Origin of the sequence: Bradyrhizobium sp. SZCCHNS30572 (genome assembly GCF_032484415.1) — a bacterium.
Classification (GTDB): domain Bacteria; phylum Pseudomonadota; class Alphaproteobacteria; order Rhizobiales; family Xanthobacteraceae; genus Bradyrhizobium.
In genome coordinates, this window is record NZ_JAUESY010000008.1 from 488,818 (window position 1) to 511,730 (window position 22,913).

General features: G+C 66.5%; 19 protein-coding genes and 1 pseudogene. 12 read left to right on the top strand and 8 right to left on the bottom strand.

From position 1 onward, the window contains the following. Positions 1 to 133: 133 nt before the first annotated feature. Positions 134 to 1,258 (bottom strand): alkene reductase, encoded by a 1,125-nt coding sequence (locus QX048_RS24790; RefSeq protein WP_315825415.1) that lies wholly within the window; start codon positions 1,256 to 1,258, stop codon positions 134 to 136. Between the two features lie 100 nt (positions 1,259 to 1,358). Here QX048_RS24790 and QX048_RS24795 point away from each other — a divergent pair, with 100 nt between their 5' ends. The 3 genes from QX048_RS24795 to QX048_RS24805 all read left to right on the top strand — a co-directional run bounded on the left by QX048_RS24795 (position 1,359) and on the right by QX048_RS24805 (position 4,762). Continuing rightward, positions 1,359 to 1,748, top strand: a complete 390-nt coding sequence (locus tag QX048_RS24795) for a winged helix-turn-helix domain-containing protein (RefSeq protein ID WP_315825416.1) — start codon at positions 1,359 to 1,361, stop codon at positions 1,746 to 1,748. Between the two features lie 151 nt (positions 1,749 to 1,899). Continuing rightward, positions 1,900 to 2,751 (top strand): SDR family NAD(P)-dependent oxidoreductase, encoded by an 852-nt coding sequence (locus QX048_RS24800; RefSeq protein ID WP_315825417.1) that lies wholly within the window; start codon positions 1,900 to 1,902, stop codon positions 2,749 to 2,751. Between the two features lie 532 nt (positions 2,752 to 3,283). After that, positions 3,284 to 4,762, top strand: coding sequence for a hypothetical protein (locus QX048_RS24805; RefSeq protein ID WP_316200726.1), 1,479 nt, complete (start codon positions 3,284 to 3,286; stop codon positions 4,760 to 4,762). On the opposite strand, the gene QX048_RS24810 is transcribed toward QX048_RS24805, so the two are convergent. The 4 genes from QX048_RS24810 to QX048_RS24825 form a co-directional block, all read right to left on the bottom strand. Beyond that, a complete protein-coding gene (locus QX048_RS24810) occupies positions 4,689 to 5,963 on the bottom strand; it encodes a hypothetical protein (RefSeq protein ID WP_315825419.1) in 1,275 nt (424 codons plus the stop codon). The genes QX048_RS24805 and QX048_RS24810 overlap by 74 nt on opposite strands. Further along, positions 5,960 to 6,964, bottom strand: coding sequence for a hypothetical protein (locus QX048_RS24815; protein WP_315825420.1), 1,005 nt, complete (start codon positions 6,962 to 6,964; stop codon positions 5,960 to 5,962). The genes QX048_RS24810 and QX048_RS24815 overlap by 4 nt, the downstream gene beginning before the upstream one ends. A 334-nt stretch (positions 6,965 to 7,298) precedes the next feature. Beyond that, entirely contained in the window at positions 7,299 to 7,574 is a 276-nt protein-coding gene (locus tag QX048_RS24820; protein ID WP_315716622.1) for a YiaA/YiaB family inner membrane protein, read from the bottom strand. Positions 7,575 to 7,629: 55 nt separating this feature from the next. Continuing rightward, positions 7,630 to 8,328 carry a PspA/IM30 family protein gene (locus QX048_RS24825; RefSeq protein ID WP_315716621.1) on the bottom strand — a complete coding sequence of 233 codons (699 nt, stop codon included), beginning with the start codon at positions 8,326 to 8,328 and terminating at the stop codon, positions 7,630 to 7,632. A 103-nt stretch (positions 8,329 to 8,431) separates the two neighbouring features. Here QX048_RS24825 and QX048_RS24830 point away from each other — a divergent pair, with 103 nt between their 5' ends. The 4 genes and pseudogenes from QX048_RS24830 (at position 8,432) to QX048_RS24845 (ending at position 13,317) form a co-directional block, all read left to right on the top strand. Beyond that, entirely contained in the window at positions 8,432 to 9,049 is a 618-nt protein-coding gene (locus QX048_RS24830) for a TetR/AcrR family transcriptional regulator (protein WP_315716620.1), read from the top strand. A gap of 388 nt (positions 9,050 to 9,437) precedes the next feature. After that, a complete protein-coding gene (locus tag QX048_RS24835; protein ID WP_316200725.1) occupies positions 9,438 to 11,072 on the top strand; it encodes an ABC transporter substrate-binding protein in 1,635 nt (544 codons plus the stop codon). A gap of 264 nt (positions 11,073 to 11,336) precedes the next feature. Continuing rightward, complete coding sequence (gene trpS, locus QX048_RS24840; RefSeq protein ID WP_315825422.1) at positions 11,337 to 12,377, top strand: tryptophan--tRNA ligase; 1,041 nt, start codon at positions 11,337 to 11,339, stop codon at positions 12,375 to 12,377. Between the two features lie 191 nt (positions 12,378 to 12,568). Next, a pseudogene (locus QX048_RS24845) lies at positions 12,569 to 13,317 on the top strand (Crp/Fnr family transcriptional regulator). 78 nt (positions 13,318 to 13,395) lie between these two features. On the opposite strand, the gene QX048_RS24850 reads toward QX048_RS24845, so the two are convergent. After that, on the bottom strand, positions 13,396 to 13,950 hold the full coding sequence (locus tag QX048_RS24850) for a Crp/Fnr family transcriptional regulator (RefSeq protein ID WP_315825475.1): 555 nt from the start codon (positions 13,948 to 13,950) through the stop codon (positions 13,396 to 13,398). Positions 13,951 to 13,989: 39 nt separating this feature from the next. Here QX048_RS24850 and QX048_RS24855 point away from each other — a divergent pair, with 39 nt between their 5' ends. The 3 genes from QX048_RS24855 to QX048_RS24865 all read left to right on the top strand — a co-directional run bounded on the left by QX048_RS24855 (position 13,990) and on the right by QX048_RS24865 (position 16,776). Beyond that, the gene (locus tag QX048_RS24855; RefSeq protein WP_315825423.1) at positions 13,990 to 14,166 is read left to right on the top strand and encodes a hypothetical protein; all 177 of its coding nucleotides are present in this window, start codon (positions 13,990 to 13,992) and stop codon (positions 14,164 to 14,166) included. A gap of 857 nt (positions 14,167 to 15,023) precedes the next feature. Then, complete coding sequence (locus QX048_RS24860; RefSeq protein WP_315753360.1) at positions 15,024 to 16,292, top strand: sensor histidine kinase; 1,269 nt, start codon at positions 15,024 to 15,026, stop codon at positions 16,290 to 16,292. A gap of 211 nt (positions 16,293 to 16,503) precedes the next feature. Further along, positions 16,504 to 16,776, top strand: a complete 273-nt coding sequence (locus QX048_RS24865) for a hypothetical protein (protein WP_315753358.1) — start codon at positions 16,504 to 16,506, stop codon at positions 16,774 to 16,776. 38 nt (positions 16,777 to 16,814) lie between these two features. Here the strand turns inward: QX048_RS24865 and galE are convergent, their stop codons facing one another. Further along, positions 16,815 to 17,810 (bottom strand): UDP-glucose 4-epimerase GalE, encoded by a 996-nt coding sequence (gene galE, locus QX048_RS24870; RefSeq protein WP_315825424.1) that lies wholly within the window; start codon positions 17,808 to 17,810, stop codon positions 16,815 to 16,817. A gap of 602 nt (positions 17,811 to 18,412) precedes the next feature. Here galE and QX048_RS24875 point away from each other — a divergent pair. Together QX048_RS24875 and QX048_RS24880 are read left to right on the top strand one after the other, a co-directional pair. Next, the gene (locus tag QX048_RS24875; protein ID WP_315825425.1) at positions 18,413 to 19,537 is read left to right on the top strand and encodes an HlyD family secretion protein; all 1,125 of its coding nucleotides are present in this window, start codon (positions 18,413 to 18,415) and stop codon (positions 19,535 to 19,537) included. After that, positions 19,524 to 21,149 carry an MFS transporter gene (locus QX048_RS24880; protein ID WP_315825426.1) on the top strand — a complete coding sequence of 542 codons (1,626 nt, stop codon included), beginning with the start codon at positions 19,524 to 19,526 and terminating at the stop codon, positions 21,147 to 21,149. The genes QX048_RS24875 and QX048_RS24880 overlap by 14 nt, the downstream gene beginning before the upstream one ends. 258 nt (positions 21,150 to 21,407) lie before the next feature. Here the strand turns inward: QX048_RS24880 and QX048_RS24885 are convergent, their stop codons facing one another. Beyond that, positions 21,408 to 22,883 (bottom strand): M81 family metallopeptidase, encoded by a 1,476-nt coding sequence (locus tag QX048_RS24885; RefSeq protein ID WP_315825427.1) that lies wholly within the window; start codon positions 22,881 to 22,883, stop codon positions 21,408 to 21,410. Positions 22,884 to 22,913: the final 30 nt, after the last annotated feature.

The following is a 22,913-nucleotide window of genomic DNA, read 5'->3' on the forward strand; positions in this document are numbered from 1 at the left end:
TCAGGCTTATTGGTTGACGCGAACTCTCGCTCCACCGTCATTGCGAGCGAAGCGAAGCAATCCAGGGTGGCGCACGCGAGTCTGGATTGCTTCGTCGCTACGCTCCTCGCAATGACGGCGGAGAGAGCGCGGACTACACCTTCACCATCTCCTGATACACCGGATAATCCGTGTAGCCCTTCTCCTCGCCGCCATAGAAGGTCGGACGGTGATAGGGCGTCAGCGGCCAGCCGTGCTGCAGCCGGGCGGGCAGGTCCGGATTGGAGATGAAGGTGCGGCCGAAGGCGATGGCGTCGGCATGGCCGGCCTTGATCGCCGCCTCCGCCGGCTCGCCGGTAAAGCCGCCGGCACCGATCAGCACGCCCTTCCACAGCGGCCGGAACAGAGCGATGGCCGACGGCACGTTCTGCCAGTTGACGTCGGCGCGGCCGGCGCCGGAGGAGCGCGGCTCGATCAGGTGCAGATAGGCGATGCCGAGCTTGTCGAGCGCCTCGATCGCATGGGTATAGAGCGGCATCGGGTCGGCTTCGCCGGAGCCGTTGGCGATGCCATAGGGCGACAGCCGCACGCCGACCTTGTCGGCGCCGCAGGCATCGATCACCGCCTGCGTGACCTCAAGCAGGAAGCGGCAGCGGTTCGCGATTGCGCCGCCGTAGCGGTCGGTGCGCTGGTTGCTGCGGGTCTGCAGGAACTGCTCGATCAGATAGCCGTTCGCGCCATGCACCTCGACGCCGTCGAAGCCGGCGGCCATCGCATTGCGCGCGGCTTGGCCATAGGCGGCGACAAGCGCGGGGATCTCGTCGGTGTCGAGCGCACGCGGCGTCTCGTAAGCTGCGCCTTTGCCTTCCGCCGTCATCGCCTTGAGATCGTCGCCGATCGCGATCGCCGACGGCGCCACCGGCAGCGCGCCGCCCGGCTGGAACGAGGAATGCGAGACGCGGCCGACGTGCCAGAGCTGCAGGAAGATGAATCCGCCCTTGGCATGCACGGCGTCGACGACCTGCTTCCAGCCGGCGATCTGCGCCGCGCTGTAGATGCCCGGCACGTTCGGGCTGCCGGTGCCGGTCGGCAGCACCGGCGAGGCCTCGGCGATGATCAGGCCGCCCGGCGTCGCGCGCTGCGCATAATACTCGACGTTGAGCGGCCGCGGCGCGAGCGTCTCCCTTGCGGCGCGCATGCGGGTCAACGGCGCCATCACGACGCGGTGCTTGAGGCGATAAGGACCGATCGTGAGTGGTGAAAACAGCGCAGGCAGCATTTCGTCCCCAGATGTCGTTGCGATTGTCGATTTGGATCATCTTGTTCGCAAAACATGATGGTGGCAATGTCCGCCCCACGTCAGTACGAGCAGACCCTCCATGCCGAAAGCGAACGCCCTGCCCTCGCTCAGCCTGCGCATCGATCTCGATGACGGCGGCCGGATCGGGCCGGGCAAGATCGCGCTGCTGGAGAACATCGCGCGACACGGCTCGATCTCTGCGGCCGGGCGCGCGATGGACATGTCCTACAAGCGGGCCTGGGACCTCGTCGACGAGATCAACCGGGTGTGCCGGCAGCCCGCGGTCGCGCGGCAGACCGGCGGCCGCAATGGCGGTGGCGCGGCGCTGACGACGTTCGGCGCGCAGTTGGTCGAACGTTACCGGCGCATCGAGCGCGACGCTGCTGACGCCGTGAGGAAGGATCTCGCCGCGCTGCGCAGCGACATCGAGAAGCCAAGGAAGACCCGCGGGGCCAGGGCCGCGTCGTAAGCCGGTTCCAGCCGACGCGATGCATCCGCGACCGGACTGATGCGCCTCGCGTTGCAGCCGCAAAAAACCGTCTTGCCGTCAGCCGGATGATCTTGCGGCCGCGCCAAGACGTCATACACCAGCATCTCGTCGTCATGCCGGAGAACCTGCCGTGTCTCACCCTGCCTTGTCCGCCGACCACACCGCCGTCGTCACCGGAGGCGCCTCCGGCATCGGGCTCGCCGCCGCCACGCGCTTCGCAGAGCGCGGCATGAACGTCTGCATCGCCGATGTCGACGAGGCCCGGCTGCGCGACGCCGCCGCCAGGCTCGCGGCTGCGGCCAAGCGTGGCGAGGCTGCGGTCATGACCGCCACGGTCGATGTGAGCAGCCGGGACAGCGTGATCGCGCTCGAAACGGCGGTGCGGCAGCGCTTCGGCGCGATCGACGTGCTGATGAACAATGCCGGCATCCAGCCGGGCAGCAAGATGCTTGCCGAGGAAAATTGGCAGCGCATCCTCGGGGTCAATCTGTGGGGCATCATCCATGGCGCGCAGGTGTTCGCGCCCAACATGATCGCGCAGAGCAAGCCGGCGCTGATCATCAATACCGGCTCCAAGCAGGGCATCACCACGCCGCCCGGCGATCCCGCCTACAACGTCTCGAAGGCCGGCGTGAAGGCGTTCACCGAGGCGCTGCAGCACGAGCTGCGCAACACGCCCGGCTGCCAGGTGACGGCGCATCTGTTCATTCCGGGCTTCGTGTTCACGCCGCTGACGGCGAATGGCCGCGTCGAGAAGCCGGCCGCCGCCTGGACGCCGGAGCAGACGGTCGACTTCATGCTGGAGCGCGTCGCGGCCGGCGACTTCTACGTGCTGTGCCCAGACAACGACGTGCCGCGCGCGCTGGACGAGCGGCGCATCCTGTGGGCGGCCGGCGACATCGTCGAGAACCGGCCGCCACTGTCGCGCTGGCATGCCGACTACGCCGACGCATTCGCCGCGTTCGTAAAGAAATCGCCATGATCCGGCCACATCGGAGCGGCGGCGCGTAGCTGCTCCCGGTCTCATCACAAGTTCCCGGACGCGTCGGATCGTCGCAAGGCGGTCCGCGTGCGCTCGGAACGTCTACCATCGACCGAATCGCTACGGTCGAACGCTCTTGCAACTCACTGATTTGCCGCGGGCGCGACATCGTCGCTGAGAGCCGGCTCCCGAAGCGCGCCTCGACCGTCAAGCGGTGAGATGTCGCAGCTCTGCGGGAGCGCCACCCGTACGCCGCACGACAATCTGACGCAGACGCATTCCACAATCCCTGCGCGAAGCAGCCACGAAGCAGGCAGCAGATGGCCCTCATCATCCGCACCCGCGTCAGCCGCGCCGCATTGCTTCGGCTCATCCGCAGTGGTGCGCAGCTTTGGGGAGTACGTCGGACATGTCGCGCCATCACCGTCACCATCACGACAGTCACCACGGTCACCATCATCACAGCGACCACCACCACCACCATCATCATCACGATCATCACTGCCAGCCGGCTCCTGCGCCGATGCCTCCGATGCCTCCGACGCCGCCCACACCCACGCCGCCGACGCCCGCGCTCGGCTTTGCCGATCTCGGCGTCGTCTTCAACGACGCGACGCGCTTTCTCGAAGGCGGGCTGTGGCGCAACGTGGTCGAGGAAGGCGGCCAGGGGCTTGGCAGCGTCTACAACTACACCGGCGATCTCACCGTGATTCAGGATGGTCTGAAGGCGATGGTTGCCGCCGGCCAGTTCACCGGGCAGACGCTCACCAACATCAACAAGATCCTCGCCGACATCACGGTCGCGCAGGATGCCGCGATGGCTTCGGTGACCGGCGGCGGCGCATTCGGCAGCATCGCCGCCGCGGAGACCGCGCTGCGCAACGCGCACCTCGACATCCTCAACGTCGTCAACAACGATCCGAACCTTGCGGGCAATGCGACCAACGCCGACGGCGTCACCGGCTTCCTGCAGGCGCCGGCGCTGCTGCCCGAAGGCGTGACGGCCGCAACCGCCGCCAAGGGCACACTGGCCGAGCTCGGCCTGATCTTCAACGATGCCGCCAACCGGCTGATCGGCGGCGTGAACGAAAGCAACGTCGACGTCATCCAGGACGATGTCGACGCGCTGATCGCCGGCCTCAATGCGCTGGTCGCCGCCAATCCGCTGCAGTTCGGAGGCCTGACCGGCGTGCACGCGCTCGCCATCATCGACCAGCTCGCGCTCGTCAACACCCACATCAACGGCGCGGCCGGCAATGTCGACATCGGCCGCGCGCTGAACGACGACTTCCTCGACATCATCGACATCGTCGCCGGCGACACCAATCTCGCCAACATGGCGCAGCAGAACGGCCTGAACGGCTGGAGCGGCTTCGGCGGCTTCCTCAACCCGACGCCGGCCTATCAGGACAACCAGGCACAGACCGATTTCTGGGCCATGTTCATCGCCCAGTCGAACGCGCTCGGCAAGGCTGCGATCGCGGCCGTCAATTCCGGCGACGCCGCCGCGATGGCGCAGGTCAGCGCCGACCTGATGACCTTCAAGAAGGACGTCACCGATTTCGACGCGGCGCAGGGCGGCATCTTCCAGGCCCGCTTCGACAACGAGCTGCTCGGCGACCAGAGCACGCTCGGCGCCGAGATCGCCAAGATCCTGGAGGGTTTCCAGGCCGGCAACAAGGCGCTGGTCGCCGCGGCCGCCGACCAGATGCACCAGAACGCAGCCGATGTCGGCGGCAACAACATCCCGGTCAATGGCGGCGCCTACAATGTCGACGGCACCACGATCGGCCAGGTGCTGGCGACCACCGGCGGCGGCAACGGTGCCGACGCCGCCGCGCTGCTGGCCGCGGTCACCAGCGCGCCCGCCTCGAACCTGATCATGCTTCCCAGCGCCGCGCCGGCAGCACAGGCCAGCGCCGCTCCGCCAACCCTGGTCATGGACGGTCCGATGATGGAGGGGCCGATGATGGAGATGTCACAGCATCAGCATCATCACATGTGGGCGTGATCACCTGTCGCTCGGGCGCCTGCACCAGCAGGCGCCTGACGAGCGCGAGCGCGGTTTCCGTGGCCGGATCGGCCGAGATCACGGAGACCGCGAGCACGATGAGGTCGACCGGCTGGTGCGACAGCACGATCACATGCGTCGCATGCCGCGCATCCATCAGCGCCACCATGCGCTCGACGGCGGGGTCGGTGGCCGCCCGCCGCCACGGCGCATCGGCCCGGCGCAGCACGCGGCTTGACGCGAGAAAGTCGCGCAGCAGCGGCGGATCATAGGCGGTCAGCTCAACCTCGCGACAGCGGCGTGCGCTTTCGAAGACCGGCTGGCGCGTGAGCTCGGCGATCAGTTCGTCGCGCGTCGCCGCGATCGACGCCCCGATCGAGTCGAGCACGCCCGGCTCGCGGGCTTGCAGCATCGCGCGCAAGGCATCGCCGATCAGCCCGATCGTGAGCACGCCGGCCACCGCGACCGCGCAGAAACGCATCAGTTGCGCCGCATCGACGTCCGGCGACAGCGCGGCCGCGGCAGCGCCGAGCAGGGCGGCGCCGAGGATCCGCAACAATGTCAGCAGCCCGCCCTGACGCTGCGTCTCCGCGCTGGCGCCGGCGATCAGGATCGCGGTCACCGCCAGCAGCGCGCCCAATGCGCCGAGCCGCACCGGCATGCTCGGCGCCAGCACGCGGAAATCGGTGATGATGAAGGGGATGACCATGATGGCGCCGGAGGCGACGCGATCGATGGCGCGGTTCTCCCAGGCCAGCAGGCTCGCGCGGTCGCGGCGAAGCAGCAGCCAGGCGCAGGTCGCAAAGCCTGCGAGCTGAAAGGCTGACAGCACGACCGTGTGGTGGCTTTCGAACTCGACCGGACCGAGCGCGCCGGCGAGCGCGAGCACCACGCCGCCGGCCAGCGCGATCGCCTTGAGCGCGCGATGCGCGTGTCGGCGCAGCAGACCTTCCGTCACCACCAGCGCGCCGAGCGGGATCAGCGCCGCCGGAATCAGCGAGATGCGGTCGAGAAAAGCACTGTCCATCCACCATGCGATGCCGCGCAACAGGAACAGCGAGGCGACCAGCGCGAGCAGAGCGACGAGCCGCGCCGTCAGCGGTCCATGGGAATCGCGCCGGTGCAGCATCGCCGCGGCAACCGCGAGACCGATCGCGCCGCAGAGATTGACGACGGAGTCGGCAACGATGCCGGCCGTCATGGCGTGGGCTCGCCGGTCGGCAGGCGCGGACGCAGCGTGCCGAACGTCCTGGTGTCGTCGAGCCAATGCGCCAGCGGCAGGATCATCCGCTGCAGCGCCAGCACGGCCGAGGTCGCCAGCAGCGCCGGCAGCGAGCCGGAGGGGATCTCGCGCAGCAGATAGCGCCGGGCGGCGGCGAGATCGATGCGCCCGAGCTGCAGCAGGTCGTCGCCCCTGGTGTAGTCCAGCTCGCGCGCGCAGAAGCCGTTGTAGACGGCGTCGCGATGTTTCGGCGCATCGTCATACGTCTTCTTCAGCGCATCCGAGCCGCCGGTATAGGCGTTGGTGATGACGAAGCGCTGTTCGTCGAACCCGGCTTCGCCGCCGACGCCGAACACCGCGCGATGCGCCCGCATGATGCCGCGCGCGAGTTGAAGATGCGCAAAGCTCTGTCGGGCCTGCGGCAGCGGCGACGGATAGACGTCGGAAAAGGTCTCGCAGACCATGCCGGCCACCGCCGGCACCTGCGTGACGTTGGAGATCCATTTCGGCCGCAGCCCGTCGCGGACGAACAGCAGCAGCGTCGTGAGGCCGTAGAGCACGCCGGACAGGCCTTTGCCACGCGCTTCCGGATCGACCATGACCAATCCGAGATGGATCACCTGCTGGCTGTCGCCATCGCGCTCGACCTGCATCACCGCGAGCGCATTGAAGGCGATCGGCCGGCCGCCCGCCTCCTCCGACACCACGGTGATGATGGCGCGCGCGAGCGGCTCGCGCGCTCCGGAGAAGATGCCGTAGGTGAGCTCGCCGGCGGGCAGCGTCTTGCCGGCAATGGTGCGGAGATCGGCCACGAGCGCCGCCAGCGCCGCATCGTCCAGGGTCGTGCCCGGGCTCTCGACGATGCGCGTGCGCAACTCCGCATGGGTGCGTAGCGACAGGTCCATCGCCTCCTGGCCGAGCGCGGTCAGCCAGAAGCCGATGCTGCGTCGGATACGCCCCACTGCTGCGACGATGTTCATGCCTCAACCTAGCACGGCGTGATCAGAAGCGGCGCAGCCGGGATCGCGGCCGCCCTCGCCGCCTTATGCCCTGGTGCTGTTAATTCACGATAACGACGCGGGACGGAGCGTGAGCGAGGGTAAATGCAGGTTGAACGACGTGAGCGGCGGACGCCTTCGCGCCCACCGCCTGCCGGCGCTGTCTCGCCGAAGTCGGAGCTTGCCCCGCAAACTTCCCCTCGCCCGGATTGCATCTTCGATGCAATCCGGCCTCTCCCCGCATCCGCCTTCGCTCGTCGAGCTACGGTGGACAAGAGCGGGGAGAGGCCAAGAGAGCGAGACGACTGCGGCCGCCCTAAGCTGCCTTCGACACCTCCATCAGCAGGCGCTCGGCGCGAGCGTCTTCGATGCGATTGACGAGCTTGCCGCTCTCGTGGCGGTCGCGCAGCGTCTTGGTCAGGGTGACGCAGGTCTGCACCAGCATGACAATGCCCATCGTCAGATAGCCCTTCATCCAGAGATCGATCGGCATGAAGAAGACGCCGAGAGCGACGAGGAAGGCGGAGGCGGCGAACGAGGCGTAGGAGAAGGTGATGAAGGCGCTGCTGTGCGGCTGGGTGTTCTGGTTCATGGTCGGCTCCTATGATGACGTGGTTGTTGATGCGTTCGATTGGTCGTGACGAAAATCAGTTGGCCGGTGCGGCGCGGCCGGCCTTCAGCCGCGCCAGCACGTCGTCGGCAGTGGTCTTGATGCGTGGGCCAAAGCCCTGCTCGGCGAGCTTCTCGGCCGTGGTGATCGGCCCCGTCGCGGCATCGAGCTCCATGAGCGCCTCGTCGGCGGCCTGCGCCTCGATCTGCCGCTCCCGCAGCCGTTTCAGCGTCGCTTCGGCCTCGGGCAGCGTGCACTCGTAAGGACGCGCCGCCTCGATGCCGCCGCGGCGCAGATTGCGCACGGCCTCGGAGGCGCGCGCAATCCGCCGGCCGCGATCGAGCTCGGCAATGCGCGCCTCGGCGTTGGCGACATGTTTCTTCAGCCTGGTGATCTCGGTCGCGAACAGCGCCCGCGCCGTCCGCGCCGCGTCACACTCGGCCTCGAGGCCGGCGATCGCCTGCGCCGCCTCGCGGGCCAGATCCTCGCGGCCGCCGTCGAGCGCTGCGGTGGCGCGCACCTCGAGATCGGTGATCCGTGCCAAGGTCGCCTCGAGCCGCTTGCCCTCCTGCTGGTCCTGCGCAATGGCCAGCGCCAGCGCGCGCTTGCTGCGATCGACGGCGGCGGCGGCGTCACGCAGCTGCTGATCCAGGATCACCAGCGCGGTCCGGTCCTGCAGCTCCTCCTCCGCGACGGCCACGGTGCCCCGAAACAGCGTGAGAACGGTCTTGAACATTGTGAACTCCCTGTTATGAGCATCGCTCATGACGTTTCTTCTAGCGCAACCATGAGCGACGCTCAAGAATTATTTTGAGCATCGCTCAATATTTTGGTTAACAATGTCCAAGACACTGGAAAGACGTGCGAAACAGCGCGAAGCCTTGATCGAGGCCGCCGAGCGGATGATCCGGACGCGGGGTCTCGCGGGTCTGAAGACGCGCGATCTCGCCCAGGAGATCGGCGTCGCCAATGGCGCGGTCTACAATCTCGTCGCCGACGTCGACGAACTGGTGCTGATGGTCGGATCACGCACCTTGGCGCGGCTCGACGCCGACCTGTCCGCAGCCGAGAGCGCGGGCCCTCCCGGCCCCGAGGCTGCGCTGGTGCGCATCGCGATCGCCTATTGCGACTTCGCCGCCCACAATCTCGAGCTCTGGCGCGCACTGTTCGAGCACCGCATGCCGCCCGAGAAGCCGCTGCCCGACTGGGCGATCGCCGACCAGATGCACCTGTTCCGTCACATCCACCAGCCACTGGCGGCGTTGTTTCCACGGCGCTCTTTCGACGACATCAGCGTCACCGCGCGCAGCCTGTTCTCGGCCGTCCACGGCATGGTCGCGCTCGGCTTGGAGCAGAAGCTGATCGCTGTGCCGCTCGCGGCCTTGCGCGCGCAGATCGCGACCATGGTGAAGGCGATGGTGACGGGACTGGTGGCGGAGGAGACGACCGGCCGGTGACGCGGAGCTCGGCGTCGGGGGCGCAGCGTCATCGGATGCTGATGCCAACAACAAGTCCGACTGCTTCACGGCACTTCTCTCCTGCTTGCTGTCAGAGCCAATTTGCTGCCATGGCGGCGCGGCTCCCTCCTTGTTCAGCTGGAATTGACGGCGAGAACAAACAACCGCCCCATTGCTTCGCAGTATCATGCCGACGTTCGGACTTGTTCCAGACAACATGTCTGGAACTGCCGTTCCACTGACGCTCGGCGACGAGTGTTAGTTCGTGTGACATGTGCAGATCTCGGCGCATGGCCACGCTCATCCGGCCGGCAGAACCTGCAGCGTATGCCGCGCGATCCAGAAAAAACTCCAACGAGTCCATGACGCGCGAGCCAAGGGGAAAATCGTGAGACATCTGCGTGCGCCCAATGACGACCGCGATCCGCCATTCCCGTCCGGCTACGACGACGGCCGGCGTCCGCTGTATGAACAACCGTGGCGCGACGAGCACGATCGGCCTACCCCTGCTGAATTCTCGTCCCGTTACGGCGTGCAGGAGGTTCCTCCGCCGCCACGGGAACGGCGTCTCCTCGGCGCGTTGAGCGTGATGGGGCTCGTGGCTGTTGCCGCGGGCGTGGCCGGCTTTGCAGCGACGAGACTTCCGACGCGGTGGACCGCTGCGCTCTCCGCCAAGAGCAGCGCGGCGGCGACAACGACGGCAACAGTCCCATCGCCGCCGGTCCAAGCCGCGCAGACCGTTGCGCCAGTCCAGGATACTCTCCGGACCGGAGCGCTCGCGAGCGCCGCTCCGGCGGTCGCGCCGGACCAGAACATGCCGCTGAGGGAGGACGACCGTGTGCCGAAGTTCGACACGCGGGTGGCCAATGCCGCGTCGGCGCAGCCGACCAGCACGCGCGCCCCGGTCCAGGGCGTGACCGATACCGAAATCAGCTTCGGAATGGCGGCGCCGTTTTCCGGGCCGGCCAGGGAGATGGGCCATCAGCTCAAGCTCGGCATCGACCTCGCATTCGCTCAGGTCAACGAGGAAGGCGGCGTGCATGGCCGGCAGCTCAAGCTCTACACGGCCGACGATGCCTATGAGCCGACGCGGACGCTGAACGCGATGAAGGAGCTTTACGAGCAGCACAAGGTGTTCGGATTCGTCGAGAACTACGGCAGTCCGACGGCCCTGATCTCGGTGCCGTACGCGCTCGAGCATCATGCGCTGTATTTCGGCGCCTTCACCGGGGCTCCTTCGCTTCGCCGCGATCCGCCGGACCGCTACGTCTTCAACTACCGCGCCGGCTACGCCGAGGAAGCCCATGCGCTCGTGAACTATCTCGTCAAGATCCGCAAGCTGCGTCCGCAGGAGATCGGAGTTCTCACCCAGCAGGATGCCTATGGCGACGCGGGGTGGGAGGGCGTCAGCAGGGCGATGCACGGGCTGCGCGGCGGCGCGGGCGACGCCTTCCGCATGAGCTACAGCCGCAACACCGTCAATGTCGACGAGGCCATCGCGCAACTGCGCCGGCAGAAGCATGCGATCAAGGCGGTGGTGCTGGTCGCCACCTTTCGCGCCGCGGCCAAGTTCATCGAGAAGACCCGCGATCTCTATCCGGATATGACCCACGCGACGATCTCCGGCGTCGGCAGCACCGGCCTCGCCAGTGAGCTGATGGTGCTCGGCCCGCGCTATGCGGACGGCGTCATCTGCACCCAGGTCACGCCGGCGGTCGACGGCTACGCGTCCGTCACCCTGAACTACAAGAAGGCGCTCGACAGATATTTTCCGGGAGAGCCGGCGGATTACTCGTCCCTGGAAGCCTATCTCACGGCCAACATCCTGATCGAAGGGCTGCGCCGCGCCGGTCCCGCGGTGGACACGGAAACGCTGGTCGATGTCCTCGAATCGATGCAGAATTACGAGCTGGGCGTCGGATCGAAGGTGAGCTTCGGCCCCTCCGACCACCAGGCGCTGCACAAGGTCTGGGGCACGCAGCTCGACAAGACCGGCCAGTATCATGCGATTGATCTCGAATAGGCGGAATGGCTGAACTGGCCTGAGGCCGCGCTCTGCGCAGCGTGCCTGAGCGGGTTGCATTCATCGGCGGTTTCGGCCATATCGGTCGCATGATCAAGACTGAGACCTTGCACGCGAACACGTGGTGGCGCTCCATCTAGGAGCGGCACGGCCTCGTCATTCATTCGCCCGTCGCCGCCGTTCATCGGCCTGCGACGCGGTTCTTGTCATCAACAGCATCGAAGAGTTCGATCGAGCGGCGGTTCTCACTCCTGGAGAACCACGATGCCACTCTCAATGCCAGAACGTCCCGTCATCCTGACCGGCGACAGAACCACCGGCCCGCTGCACCTCGGCCACTATGTCGGCTCGCTGCAAACCCGCGTCGCGCTGCAATCGACGCATCGGCAATTCCTGCTGCTGGCCGATGCCCAGGCGCTCACGGACCACGCCCACGATCCGGCCAAGGTGAGCCGGAACGTCCTGGAGATCGCGACCGACTATCTCGCCGTCGGCATCGATCCGGAGATGACGACCATCTGCCTGCAATCGCACCTGCCGGCGCTGGCCGATCTCACGCTGCTCTACATGAACTTCGTCACGGTGGCGCGGCTCGAGCGCAACCCGACCATCAAGGACGAGATCCAGGCGCGCGGCTTCGGCCGCGATATTCCGGCCGGCTTCCTGTGCTATCCCGTTGCGCAGGCCGCCGACATCACCGCCTTCAAGGCGACCATCGTGCCGGTCGGAGACGACCAGGCGCCGCTGATCGAGCAGACCAACGAGATCGTCCGCCGCATCAACCGCCAGGCGGGCACGGAAGTGCTCCCCGAGGCACGCGCACTGATCCCGAGCGTCGGACGCCTGCCTGGCGTGGACGGCAAGGCCAAGATGAGCAAATCACAGGGCAACACGATTCCGCTCTCCGCCACCGCGGACCAGATTCGCGATGCCGTCCGCCGCATGTTCACCGATTCCGGCCACGTCAGGGCCGCCGATCCGGGCCGCGTCGAAGGCAATGTCGTCTTCACCTATCTCGACGCGTTCGACGACGATCCTGCGGCGGTCGCGGACCTGAAGGCGCGCTACGTCCGCGGCGGCCTCGGCGACAGCGTCGTGAAGCAGCGACTTGATGACGTGCTGCAGGCCGTGGTCGCGCCGATCCGCGACCGGCGGGCGGCGTTTGCGCGTGATCCCGGCCACGTTCTCGAGATCGTCAGGCGCGGCACCCAACTGGCGCGCACCGTCACCGATGCGACCTTGCGTGACGTCCGCGAGGCCCTGGGCCTGTTCGCGCTGCATGAGCGGTGCGATGCTAATGCTTGATAACATGAATTAACTAATTCTCGCTCCGCTGCGTTACTGGAACACGAAGCGGCTGTGCGTGTCCCGTTGAAATAGACGCCGCGCTGTCAAGCGTCCGCGAAAGGCGCTATGCTGTGTTAGCGCCTGCCCAACCGTGATGCCGAGATCCGGCTTCGAAGTATCCAGCACTCGCGTTTCACCCGGGAGAACACATGGCGAAGCGACCCATCGTAAAGCCGCAGACGGCCGCAAAGCCGCCGCCAAGGAAGCAGGCTTTCGATCCGGCGGTGTTCCTCAAGACCGAAGGCCCAGGCCGGACGATCGGGAAATACCGAAAGGACCAGCAGATCTTTTCCCAGGGCGGCCCCGCCGATGTGCTGTTCTATATCATCACCGGCACGGTCAAGATCGTCGTCCATTCCGAGCAGGGCAAGGAGGCGGTCATCGCGCTGCTCGGGCAGGACGACTTTTCGGCGAAGGCTGCCTGGCCGGCCAGTCTCATCGGCTGTCGGCGGCGTCGGCCATCACGGACAGCGAAATCCTGCGGATCACCAAATCGGCCGCGCTGAGCGCCCTGCGTGAGCAGCCGGCGTTCTCCGAGATCTTCGTTTCGCACATTCTCGCCCGCACGATCCGCGTCGAGGCCGATCTCATCGATCAGCTGTTCAATTCGAGCGAAAAGCGCCTTGCGCGGGCGCTACTGCTGCTGGCCAATTTCGGCAATGACGGCAAGCCGCAGCGGGTCATCGCGAAGGTCAGCCAGGAGATGCTGGCCGACATGATCGGCACCACCCGCTCGCGCGTCAGTCACTTCATGAACAAGTTCCGCAAGCTGGGCTTCATCGACTACAACGGCCACCTCGAGATCAACAGCTCCCTGCTGAACGTCGTCCTGCACGATCAGCCGCATATCGCAGGCGACAAGTCGGTCGGAGGCAAAGGTCCGCTGAAGAGCTTGTGACCGGGCATCGCGAGATCGAGCTGGGGCCGCCCTGCTCGGCTCGATCCACGCCACCATCACATCATTGCCACCATCATATCACTGCAGCTGACTGCGCACCGCCGTCGTAGGCGGCTGGAGAAACGCATCGAACCGCTGCTTGACGATGGCGTAGCATTCGCACGAGGCTTTCTCGAGGCCGGGCCGGTTGAGCACCTGGATGGTGCCGCGACGATAGCTGATCAGGCCGGCCGCCTGCATGGATTGCGCGGCAAGCGTCACCGACTTGCGATTGGCCCCGAGAATCTGCGACAGGAACTCGTGCGTATACGGAAGCACCGCCCCTTCGGCCCGGTCGTGCATCATCAGCAGCCATCGGCAGATGCGCTCTTCCGTCGAATGCATCGCATTGCAGGCCACCGTCTGCTGAACCTGGGACAGCAGCGTCTCCGAGTAGCTGACGAGAAGATTGCGCACATGTTCGCTGGAATCGAACTCGTGCTGCAGCAGCTCGATCGGACACCGGACGGTATGCCCTTCGAGTTGAACGATGCAACGGTTGAAGGAGGCCCGGCTGTACATGGCGGCGAAGAGGCCGAAGGCGCCCTCGCGACCGATATTGGCCGTCTCGATGGCGTCGCGGTTCTCCAGCACGGTCAACAGCGACAACACCGATCCTCTCGGGAAATAGGCATGCCGGAGATGGCCGCCCGCCTCGCAGACCACGGCGCCGAGCTTGAAATCAACGGGCTCGAGGTGCGGCTCGATCCGGCCGCGGCTGTCCGGCGCCAGGGCATCGAGCAACTGATTACTCCGCAGATCGCGATCGGTTTGCGCCTTGATCATTCCAAAACTGACAAGCCACGATGAGGGACGGAGGCCACGGCGCAGAGGCGGCTGTCCGCGCCGTCGCCCCCGTTTCTTGGGCGCTCTCGACCGGCAAGTCTGAGCAAAATTGCTCACGAGCTCCCGCACGCAAGGCTCCCCCGCCGCGCCGCAACAACGGCCCTGCTCGCTCATCGCGCATCCGGCGATTTCACTGACTCGGATCGTCCGATTCCGCGCCGGGATTTCCGGCGGCCCGATCGGTCCAGAAGGCGGCCATCCGCAGACAATGCGCCTGCAGGTCCGGATCGACGGCATCGCGCGCAAGTTGCGTGAAATCCGCCGCCAGACGCAGGCATTCACGGATGAAATTGAGGTCGTTGACGGATTCGGACAGGACACACCCCTTCGACGGGATCCATCTGTCACACGCCCCACGGCTCGCTGTCGGTGGGCCACACCACCGAGCGGCCCAAAAGAATGGCCGCCGAATGAGCGGATCTGGCCGGCGCGCCAACCCGGCCTGCCGCCCGGCTCAAGGCTGGCCGATCGCGCATATGGCGGTTTCCGTGAGGATGGTGCCGCCCACCCTCTGACGGGCTGCAAGAGCGCGCGTCGCGCCGCGGCGCCGGTGCCCGCTCTCCGTGGAAGGTCCTCTGGACGAGCGCGCGGGCACGGCAAGCGTCAGGTGCAACTGCCAAGCGCCCCCTCGACGCGAGCCGGGGCGCCTTTCGCCTCGATCCGGCTCGCGACGAATTGCGCTGCGGCAAACTGGACCATGTCCGCTTTTGCTCAGACTCCGGCCGGTGAACGGCAACACAATAGCCCTACAATATCAAATCGTAAGGAAGAGAGCCGCGGGGAATTTGTAGTCGGGGTGCGTTCTGTTTTGGAGAATCCGCGTGTTGGGACATCAGAGCCAAGATACCGCTTTTCCGATCCTTCTCGAGCGCGCGGGCGTCCGGAATGACATGCGCAGCTACAGGCTCATCCAACAATCTGCGCTCGCCGAATTCAGTCGTGCTGCATTGCAGACCCGCGACATCCACGTCGCTCTTCAGCGCGCCGCCGCGCTCGGTGCCAAGGGCCTCAATGCACCGTTCGCGATGGTGATGGAATTCGTGGCGGACGGAAAGAGACAGCTGGTCCGCGCGGGGTACGGATGGCCGAGCTCGGTCGAACAATCATCGTTCGTCGTGGACAGTACCTCGCCTGCCGGACGCGCCTTCCAGACGGGTCAAGCCATCATCACCGGTCGCGCCCCCCCGGATGGTCGCTTCGAGATACCGGGGCTTCCAGTAGACCGCGGCATCAAGACGTCGATCAGCGTCCGGATCGAACGCGGCGGACGAGGCGGCGGCTATTTCGGCGTGCTCCAGGTCGACAGTCCGGCCCCCCGCCGCTTCGACGAGGCGGACGCTGCCTTCCTCACCGAATTCGCCGACATCGTCGGGATTGCAATCGAGCGCCTGCATGAGGAGACGCGGCTCCGGGACGCCTTGGACCATCAAGCCATGCTGACGCGCGAAATGGGTCACCGCGTCAAGAACAGCCTGTCTTCCGTCGTGGCCATGCTCCGGGTGCAGGCATTCGGGACGGATTCCGTTGAGGCCAAGCTTGCCCTCGGCGAGGCCGGATCGCGCGTAGCAGCCATTGCCCAGGTTCATGATCATCTCTCGCGGGCATCACAGATCGGCTTCATCGACGTCGACGTCTTCCTCATAGACTTCTGCAAGAGGCTGCAACGCGTCGCGGGAGCGCATATCCTGAACTGCGATGCCCATCCGATGCGGCTGTCGGCCGATCACGCCGTGCCTCTCGGTCTCCTGCTCAATGAGTTGGTCAGCAACGCCGTGAAACATGCCTATCCTGGCCAGGACGGACCGATCGACATCTCCGCCCGCGACATCGACGGTTGCCTGCAGCTCAGCGTGTCCGATCAGGGCGTCGGTCTGCCCGATGGTTTCGACATCGATCAACCGCGCACGAGCCTGGGGTTCCGGATGATCAAGGGGATGGTCCAGCAGCTTCGCGGCCGTCTCACCCTGAGCGCCAACCAGCCGACTGGCACGCGTGTCCTGTTCGAACTGCCGATCCTCCCCCGCAATGAAGCGGTTGTCCCGGCAGCCCTCGTCACCACAGAGCGCCCGGTGCTGGAGAAGGCCCGGTGATCCCTTGCGCGATCATCCCAACGGCCACCGCGGCCGATGCGATCCGCTGCTGACAAGGCTGGCCGCTTGCTCGAACGGCGCCTCTTGTCAGAGCACCTCGTCCACGCTTCGCTGATGGCGACCAGCGCGCTACGCGCTCCATGGTGAGACCACCTGCGCAGGCACGGCGGCATTTACCGGGCGGAAACCGTTGCTGTCGTTGAATGCGAGCATGGCACAGTTGCGCATGGAAGTTCGCGATTCGGCCGGCACCATCCTGCCGGGCTATGGCGACGCATTCTTCGACCTCAGGCTCCCCGGCGATCACCGCCGCGTGGCGCAGACCCTGCTCCGGATCATTCGCGGCGACGACTTCCGCTCACCGGTCCACAGTGTCCACTTCTTCCGGGGCGCTTCCGAGATCGGCTGCTGGTCGGTCGACGACGAGCGCGCGGAGATGAGCTTCGTGGACGAGTTCGCCCACACGCCGCCGGCCGCGGCGTAACAGCTTCCCCGACGAGCCCCCGGCACGCGGCATCGGCCTCATGCGATCCGGGGGTGCGCGGTCTGGTGCCAGGTCCAGGCCGAGCGGATGATCGTGCCGAGATCGGACCGATGCGCCGCGAAGCCGAGCTCCTGCTGGGCAAGATGGGGATCTGCGACCAGGACCGGTGGATCGCCGGCGCGGCGCGCGCGCACCACCAGCGGGACCCGCTCGCCGGTCTCCCTGCCGATTGCATCGACGATCTCGCGCACCGAATGGCCGCGGCCGGTCCCGAGATTGTAGGTGCCACCCGAACCAGTCTGCAGCAGACGCTCCATCGCCGCGATGTGGGCTGCCGCGAGATCGTCGACGTGAACGTAATCGCGCACGGCGGTCCCGTCGGGTGTGTCATAGTCGGTGCCGAAGATCGCAAAGTCCGGCACGTGGCCGAGGATCGCCATCAGCGCGCGCGGGATCAGGTGCGTCTCGGGATCGCGCAACTCACCGATCAGGCCTGACGCGTCGGCGCCGCCGGCGTTGAAGTAGCGCAGCACGATGGCCGACAGGCCGTAGGCTGCCTGATAGTCCGCCAGGATCTGCTCGATCATGTATTTCGAGCGGCCGTATGGATTCAGGGCCGATCCCGCGGCGCTCTCGGGAATCGGATCCCGCCCGGCGTCGCCATAGACCGCGCCGGTCGAGGAGAACACCAGCCGCGCGCAGCCGGCCTCGCGCATGCCCTGCAGCAGGCCCAATGTGCCGACGACGTTGTTCAGATAATATTTGTGCGGATCGGCGACGGATTCACCGATCGTGCTCGGCCCGGCCAGGTGCATCACCGCGCCGACCGCGTGGGCGCGGATGGTGTCAGCCACTCTGGCGCTGTCGGCGATGTCGCCGACCACGAGCGGTCCCCATCGCACGAAGCGGCGATGGCCGGTGGACAGATTGTCGTAGCAGATCGGCACGTAGCCGGCCCCGGCGACAGCCTTGCAGCAATGAGCCCCGATGTAGCCGGCGCCGCCGGCAACCAGGATCGCTCCGTTGTGACCCATGCATGAAAGCCTTCTGATCAGCAAACGGCTGGACCCAAGTCGCGGATGCGAAATGTGACCCAGCGAGGCGACCGCTGCAACCGGGCAGCGCGCGCCGGCCGGCGTCACCGACAACCGCTTGGCGGCAGGCCGCTCCGTGCTCTTAACGCGCTCGCACCCAGCCGGTCGTCCAAATTGCGGTCAAGTGACGCCGAATAGCTGCTGTCACGCGATGGCAGCACGACATCTAGCCGTGAACAGACCTCGTACCGGGCTGCGCCGCTGATTCGGACGCGGTTCGTTCAAGTCACGTTCTGAACGTTAACGTGAGCGCGCGCGACGTCGCATTCTGGGACATCAGGCGCGGGCTGGTCGCGGCAGCGAATCCGGCGCCGATGTCGTTGGCGCGATCCCGGCGCGGCGATCGCGGGCCGTGCCTGTGCTCAACCTGCTGGCCTGTTAGCTGGTTCATCACGGTCCGATCGCCCGCGGGTTCCGTTCGGCGCGCAGATGTCCATGCCCCGCGACGCATGGCTCACGACCCAGAGTCCAGGTGGCACGCGGCGCAGAATGGGATACGAGTCGTCGGACTGATCAGCGTCGGCCGATGCAGGAGGCGTCCCTTGAGTGAAACACCGAGCAACGTCGACGCGGCGGCGCGCGCTGCATCGACGCCGCCCGCCGCGGCGCCCGGGCTCTGGGCGCGTCTCGGCATTCCGCTGCTTGCGGTGATCGCAGCGCTCGCCTTCGTGGCGCTCGCGACCACGCGCTGGAACGCCTGGACCGGCAACGCAACGACCCAATCGACCAACGATGCCTATGTGCGCGCCGACCTGACGCAGCTCTCGAGCCGCGTGGCCGGCGAGGTGACGAAGGTTGCGGTCAGCGATTTCCAGCAGGTCAAGGCCGGCGACCTGCTGGTCCAGATCGATCCGGCCGACTACGAGGCACAGGTGTCGCAGGCCGAGGCCAATGTCGAAGCGGCGCAGGCGGCGCTCGACAACCTCAGCAACCAGGTCGAGCTGCAATACGCGACCATCGCCCAGGCCGAGGCGCAGCAGGTCTCGGCCGGCGCGGCCGAGGTGCAGGCCAGGCAGGAGGAAGAGCGCCAGCAGTCGCTGTCGCAGAGCGAAGCGGGTACCAAGCAGCGGCTGGAACAAGCCACCGCCGCCTATGCCAAGGCGCAGGCCGACGTGCGCGCGAGCCGCGCGGTGATCGCCGCGCAGCGTCATCAGCTCGAGGTGCTCACCGGCACCAAGAAGCAGCGCGGCGCCGATCTCGCCGGCGCCAAGGCCGCGCTCGCCGCCGCGCGGCTCAAGCTCGGCTACACCAGGATCACCGCGCCATTCGACGGCGTCGTCGGACAGCGCCAGGTGCAGGTCGGCGACTACGTCAATATCGGCAGCAGCCTGATCGCGGTGGTGCCGCTGCCGCATGTCTTCATCATCGCCAACTACAAGGAAACGCAGCTCACCCATGTCGCGCCCGGCCAGCCGGTCGAGATCACCGTGGATTCGTTCCCGGGCCAGAGGCTGCATGGCCGCGTCGAGCGGATCGCGCCGGCCTCCGGCTCGCAATTCGCGCTGCTGCCGCCCGACAATGCCACCGGCAACTTCACCAAGGTCGTGCAGCGCATTCCGGTCCGCATCGCCCTCGACGGCGACCAGCCGCTGCTCGCGCGGCTGCTGCCGGGCATGTCGGTCGTGACCCACATCCGCACCACCGGCCAGGCCGATGGCGCCAAGTGAGACCGATCGCGGACCGCTGTCGCGCGGCGGCCAGGCGGCGCATCCGCTGTTTGCCGTCGGCGCCGTCCTGCTCGGCTCGTTCCTGGCGAATTTCGACAGCCGGCTGACCTCGGTCGGCCTGCCCGATCTGCGCGGCGCGTTCTCGCTCGGTTTTGACGAGGGCGCCTGGCTGTCCACCGCGGCGATCGGCTCGCAGATCGTGATCGCGCCGGCCGTTGCGTGGCTCGCGACCGTGTTCGGTCTACGCCGTGTGCTGGGTATTCCCAGCCTGATCTATGCGGTGCTGTCCCTGATCATTCCGTTCGTGCGCGACTATCCGACCTTGATCGCGCTCGCGATCCTGCACGGCATGCTGCTCGGCACCTTCGTGCCGGCCACGCTCATGATCATCTTCCGCAACCTGCCGATCCGCTGGTGGCTGCCGGCGATCTCGATCTATGCGATCCGGGTCGGCTTCGCGCTGGATACCTCGACCTCGCTGGTCGGCTTCTATGTCGAGCATCTCGGCTGGCAGTGGCTGTACTGGCAGGGCGTCGTGCTGGCGCCGCTGATGGCGCTGATGGTCTATCTCGGCACCCCGGCCGAGCCCGTCAACCGCGCGCTGCTCGAGAACGCCGACTGGGGCGGGATGCTGCTGCTCGGCAGCGCCGTGGCGATGATCTATGCCGGTCTCGACCAGGGCAACCGACTCGACTGGCTGCAATCAGGCACGGTGATGGCGCTGCTGTGCGGCGGCGCCGCGCTGTTCGTCCTATTCCTCGTCAACGAGGCGCTCGCCCCGCAGCCATGGGCGCATTTCAACGTGCTGTTCTCGCGCAACATCGGGCTGTCGCTGGTCGTGATCCTGCTCTACACGCTGACCAGCCTCTCGAATGCGTCGCTGGTGCCGAACTTCCTCGTCACCATCACGCAGTTGCGGCCGGAGCAGAGCGGCTCGCTGCTGTTGTTCTACGGCGCGCTGCCGATGGTCGTGCTGGTGCCGCTGTCGATCGTCCTGCTTCGCCATCTCGATCCTCGCATCGTCGTCGTGCTCGGTCTCAGTGCCTTCGCGGCGGCCAATCTGCTCGGCACCCAGATCACCCATGCCTGGGCGCGCGAGGATTTCATCGTCATCGTCGTGCTGCAGTCGATCGGACAGGCCCTGACCTTGCTTCCGATCATCATCCTCGCGCTGTCGAATTCCGATCCGGCGCGGGCGACGTCCTTTGCGGCCTATATCCAGGTGATGCGGCTCGGCGGCGCCGAAATCGGCGTCGCCCTGATGGGAACGTGGCTGCGGGTGCGCGAGCAGGTGCATTCGGCCTATCTCGGCCTCAACATCCAGAGCGGCGATCTCGACGTCGCGCGCGCGCTGCAACGACTGACCGGCTATTTCGCCGCGCATGGCGGCGGCCAGGCCAAAGCCCGCGCCGTCGGGACCTTGGCCGCGCAGGTGCAGCGCGAGGCCAACGTGCTCGCTTATCTCGATGCGTTCTGGCTGTGCTTCTGGCTCGCGATCGCCGCGCTCCTGCTGGTCGCCCTGATCACGCGCGCACCGCCGGGCCCGTTCTCGCCAACACCGATCGGTCTGAGGGCGGCGTGGATGCGACGGTTCGGAACGTCGACGACGTGAGCGGGCCCGCCCCCGCATGTGGGGGCGTCGCGTTCTCTCCAACAACGCCGGCGCGCCTCTGCGCCTTTAACCTTCTGACGAAAGCCGAGCCGCACGATCAGAATCGCCGGCGCTGCATGTTGCGCGCCATCTCCGAGAGCTACGACATCTAGCCGTGAACAGATTTCAAACCGTGCTTCGCAAGCGATTCGGACGCGGTTCGTTCCAGCCGCGTTCCGAACGTTAATGGCGGTGCGATGATCGTCGCATTCTGGGACATCATGCTCGCGATGGTTGCGGCAACTCATCGAGCGGCCATTTCGGACGCTTGATCTTCTTGTAGGGCAACGTCGTGACGTCGCGCGCGACCACGCCGGGCGCATCGACCATGATGATGTCGGCCGCGATCGGCGCAAATGCCGCACGGAAATGCTGGGCGGATTTCACCACGACGAGCTTGCGCGTGGCAGGATCACAGCCGAGCTGCGTGAAGAAGTCGGTGCCGAACGCCTGGCAGCGGAACGTCGTGATCACGACCTCGACGCCATTGCTCCCGATCAACGCGCAATCGCCGAGCTTGGCGGGCGTGCCGGCAAGGCCCGTCATCACCATATTCTCCTTCAGCGCCTTGATCTCCCAGGTCGCATCGACGGGATCACCCGACAGCGGCCCGATCTTGCCGCCGATCCGCAGCGGCAGCTTGGCGCCGACGCCGGCATCGAAGGCGATGCGCACCGCGATCGGATCCCAGAGCGGACCGAGGCAGGCATTGCCGATGTTGCGGTCGAGCAGCCGGCGCAGGATGAACGTGGAATCGCCGGGCGCACCGCCGCCGGGATTGTCGCTGGCATCGCCGAGCACGATGGTGCCGTCCTTCGCCAAGGCCTGGTCGAGCGCAGCATCGACGCCGGGCATGCGTTCGGTCACCGCCTCGCGCATGCCGATCAGCTCGTCCGCGAGCTTGCGCGCCAGCGCCTGCGCCTTGGCGCCATCGGGATCGACGGCGGCATCGCTATAGACCAGCACCTTGGTGCCCATGGACGGCGTGTCGCCCCAGCCGAAGCCGTGAACGATCGAGACCGAGACGATGCCGTCCTTGCCTTCCAGCGCGGTGACGCGGTCGACGAAGCTGCGCACCGGCTCGCGCGTGGTGTGCAGGGTCACGATCATGTCGGTGTCGACCAACGCCGAGCGCAGCTTGAGCCGCTTCTCGGCGAGCTCGGTGCAATGTTTCACCAGATCCTGGGCCCGCTCGAGAATGTCGGTGTGCGGATATTCCTTCCAGCAGATCAGAAGATCGGCGCTTCTGACCATCAGCTCGCTCATGTGAACGTGGGGGTCGAGCGTCGCGCCGATGACCACATCGGGTCCGACGATCTCGCGTATCAGCGCGAGCAGCTCGCCCTCGCAATCATCATAGCCGTCGGCGATCATCGCGCCGTGCAGGCCGATCAACGCCATGTCGACCGGCAGCGCGGCTTCGAGGTCGGCGAGGATCTGGTCGCGCAGGGTTTCGAACGCCGCGCGGGTGACCAGCCCGTTCGGCACCGCTGCGGCGACCAGCCCCTCGATCAAGGTCCAACCTTTCGATGGCCCGACCTGCCGCGCCGCCCATAGTGGCCCGCCATGCATCTGCATCTTGTCCGGATGCGTTCCGGCCGGGAAATATGCGCGCTCGTGGAAGGTCGCGAGCCCCGTCGGCATCGGCGCAAAAGTGTTGGTCTCGGTGGCAAGGGCGGCGGAGAAGACACGCATGGAGGAATTGCTCTTGGTTCGCGCGATGAC

Bases quoted from the DNA above. Each gene is read 5' to 3' on its own strand.
- QX048_RS24825 (WP_315716621.1), bottom strand. From the start codon at position 8,328: ATGTTCAAGACCGTTCTCACGCTGTTTCGGGGCACCGTGGCCGTCGCG.
- QX048_RS24855 (WP_315825423.1), top strand. From the start codon at position 13,990: ATGCCGGAGATGGCCGCCCGCCTCGCAGACCACGGCGCCGAGCTTGAA.
- QX048_RS24865 (WP_315753358.1), top strand. From the start codon at position 16,504: ATGGCACAGTTGCGCATGGAAGTTCGCGATTCGGCCGGCACCATCCTG.
- QX048_RS24815 (WP_315825420.1), bottom strand. From the start codon at position 6,964: ATGAACATCGTCGCAGCAGTGGGGCGTATCCGACGCAGCATCGGCTTC.
- trpS (WP_315825422.1), top strand. From the start codon at position 11,337: ATGCCACTCTCAATGCCAGAACGTCCCGTCATCCTGACCGGCGACAGA.
- QX048_RS24830 (WP_315716620.1), top strand. From the start codon at position 8,432: ATGTCCAAGACACTGGAAAGACGTGCGAAACAGCGCGAAGCCTTGATC.
- QX048_RS24790 (WP_315825415.1), bottom strand. From the start codon at position 1,258: ATGCTGCCTGCGCTGTTTTCACCACTCACGATCGGTCCTTATCGCCTC.
- QX048_RS24880 (WP_315825426.1), top strand. From the start codon at position 19,524: ATGGCGCCAAGTGAGACCGATCGCGGACCGCTGTCGCGCGGCGGCCAG.
- QX048_RS24820 (WP_315716622.1), bottom strand. From the start codon at position 7,574: ATGAACCAGAACACCCAGCCGCACAGCAGCGCCTTCATCACCTTCTCC.
- galE (WP_315825424.1), bottom strand. From the start codon at position 17,810: ATGGGTCACAACGGAGCGATCCTGGTTGCCGGCGGCGCCGGCTACATC.
- QX048_RS24810 (WP_315825419.1), bottom strand. From the start codon at position 5,963: ATGACGGCCGGCATCGTTGCCGACTCCGTCGTCAATCTCTGCGGCGCG.
- QX048_RS24805 (WP_316200726.1), top strand. From the start codon at position 3,284: ATGCCTCCGACGCCGCCCACACCCACGCCGCCGACGCCCGCGCTCGGC.
- QX048_RS24885 (WP_315825427.1), bottom strand. From the start codon at position 22,883: ATGCGTGTCTTCTCCGCCGCCCTTGCCACCGAGACCAACACTTTTGCG.
- QX048_RS24795 (WP_315825416.1), top strand. From the start codon at position 1,359: ATGCCGAAAGCGAACGCCCTGCCCTCGCTCAGCCTGCGCATCGATCTC.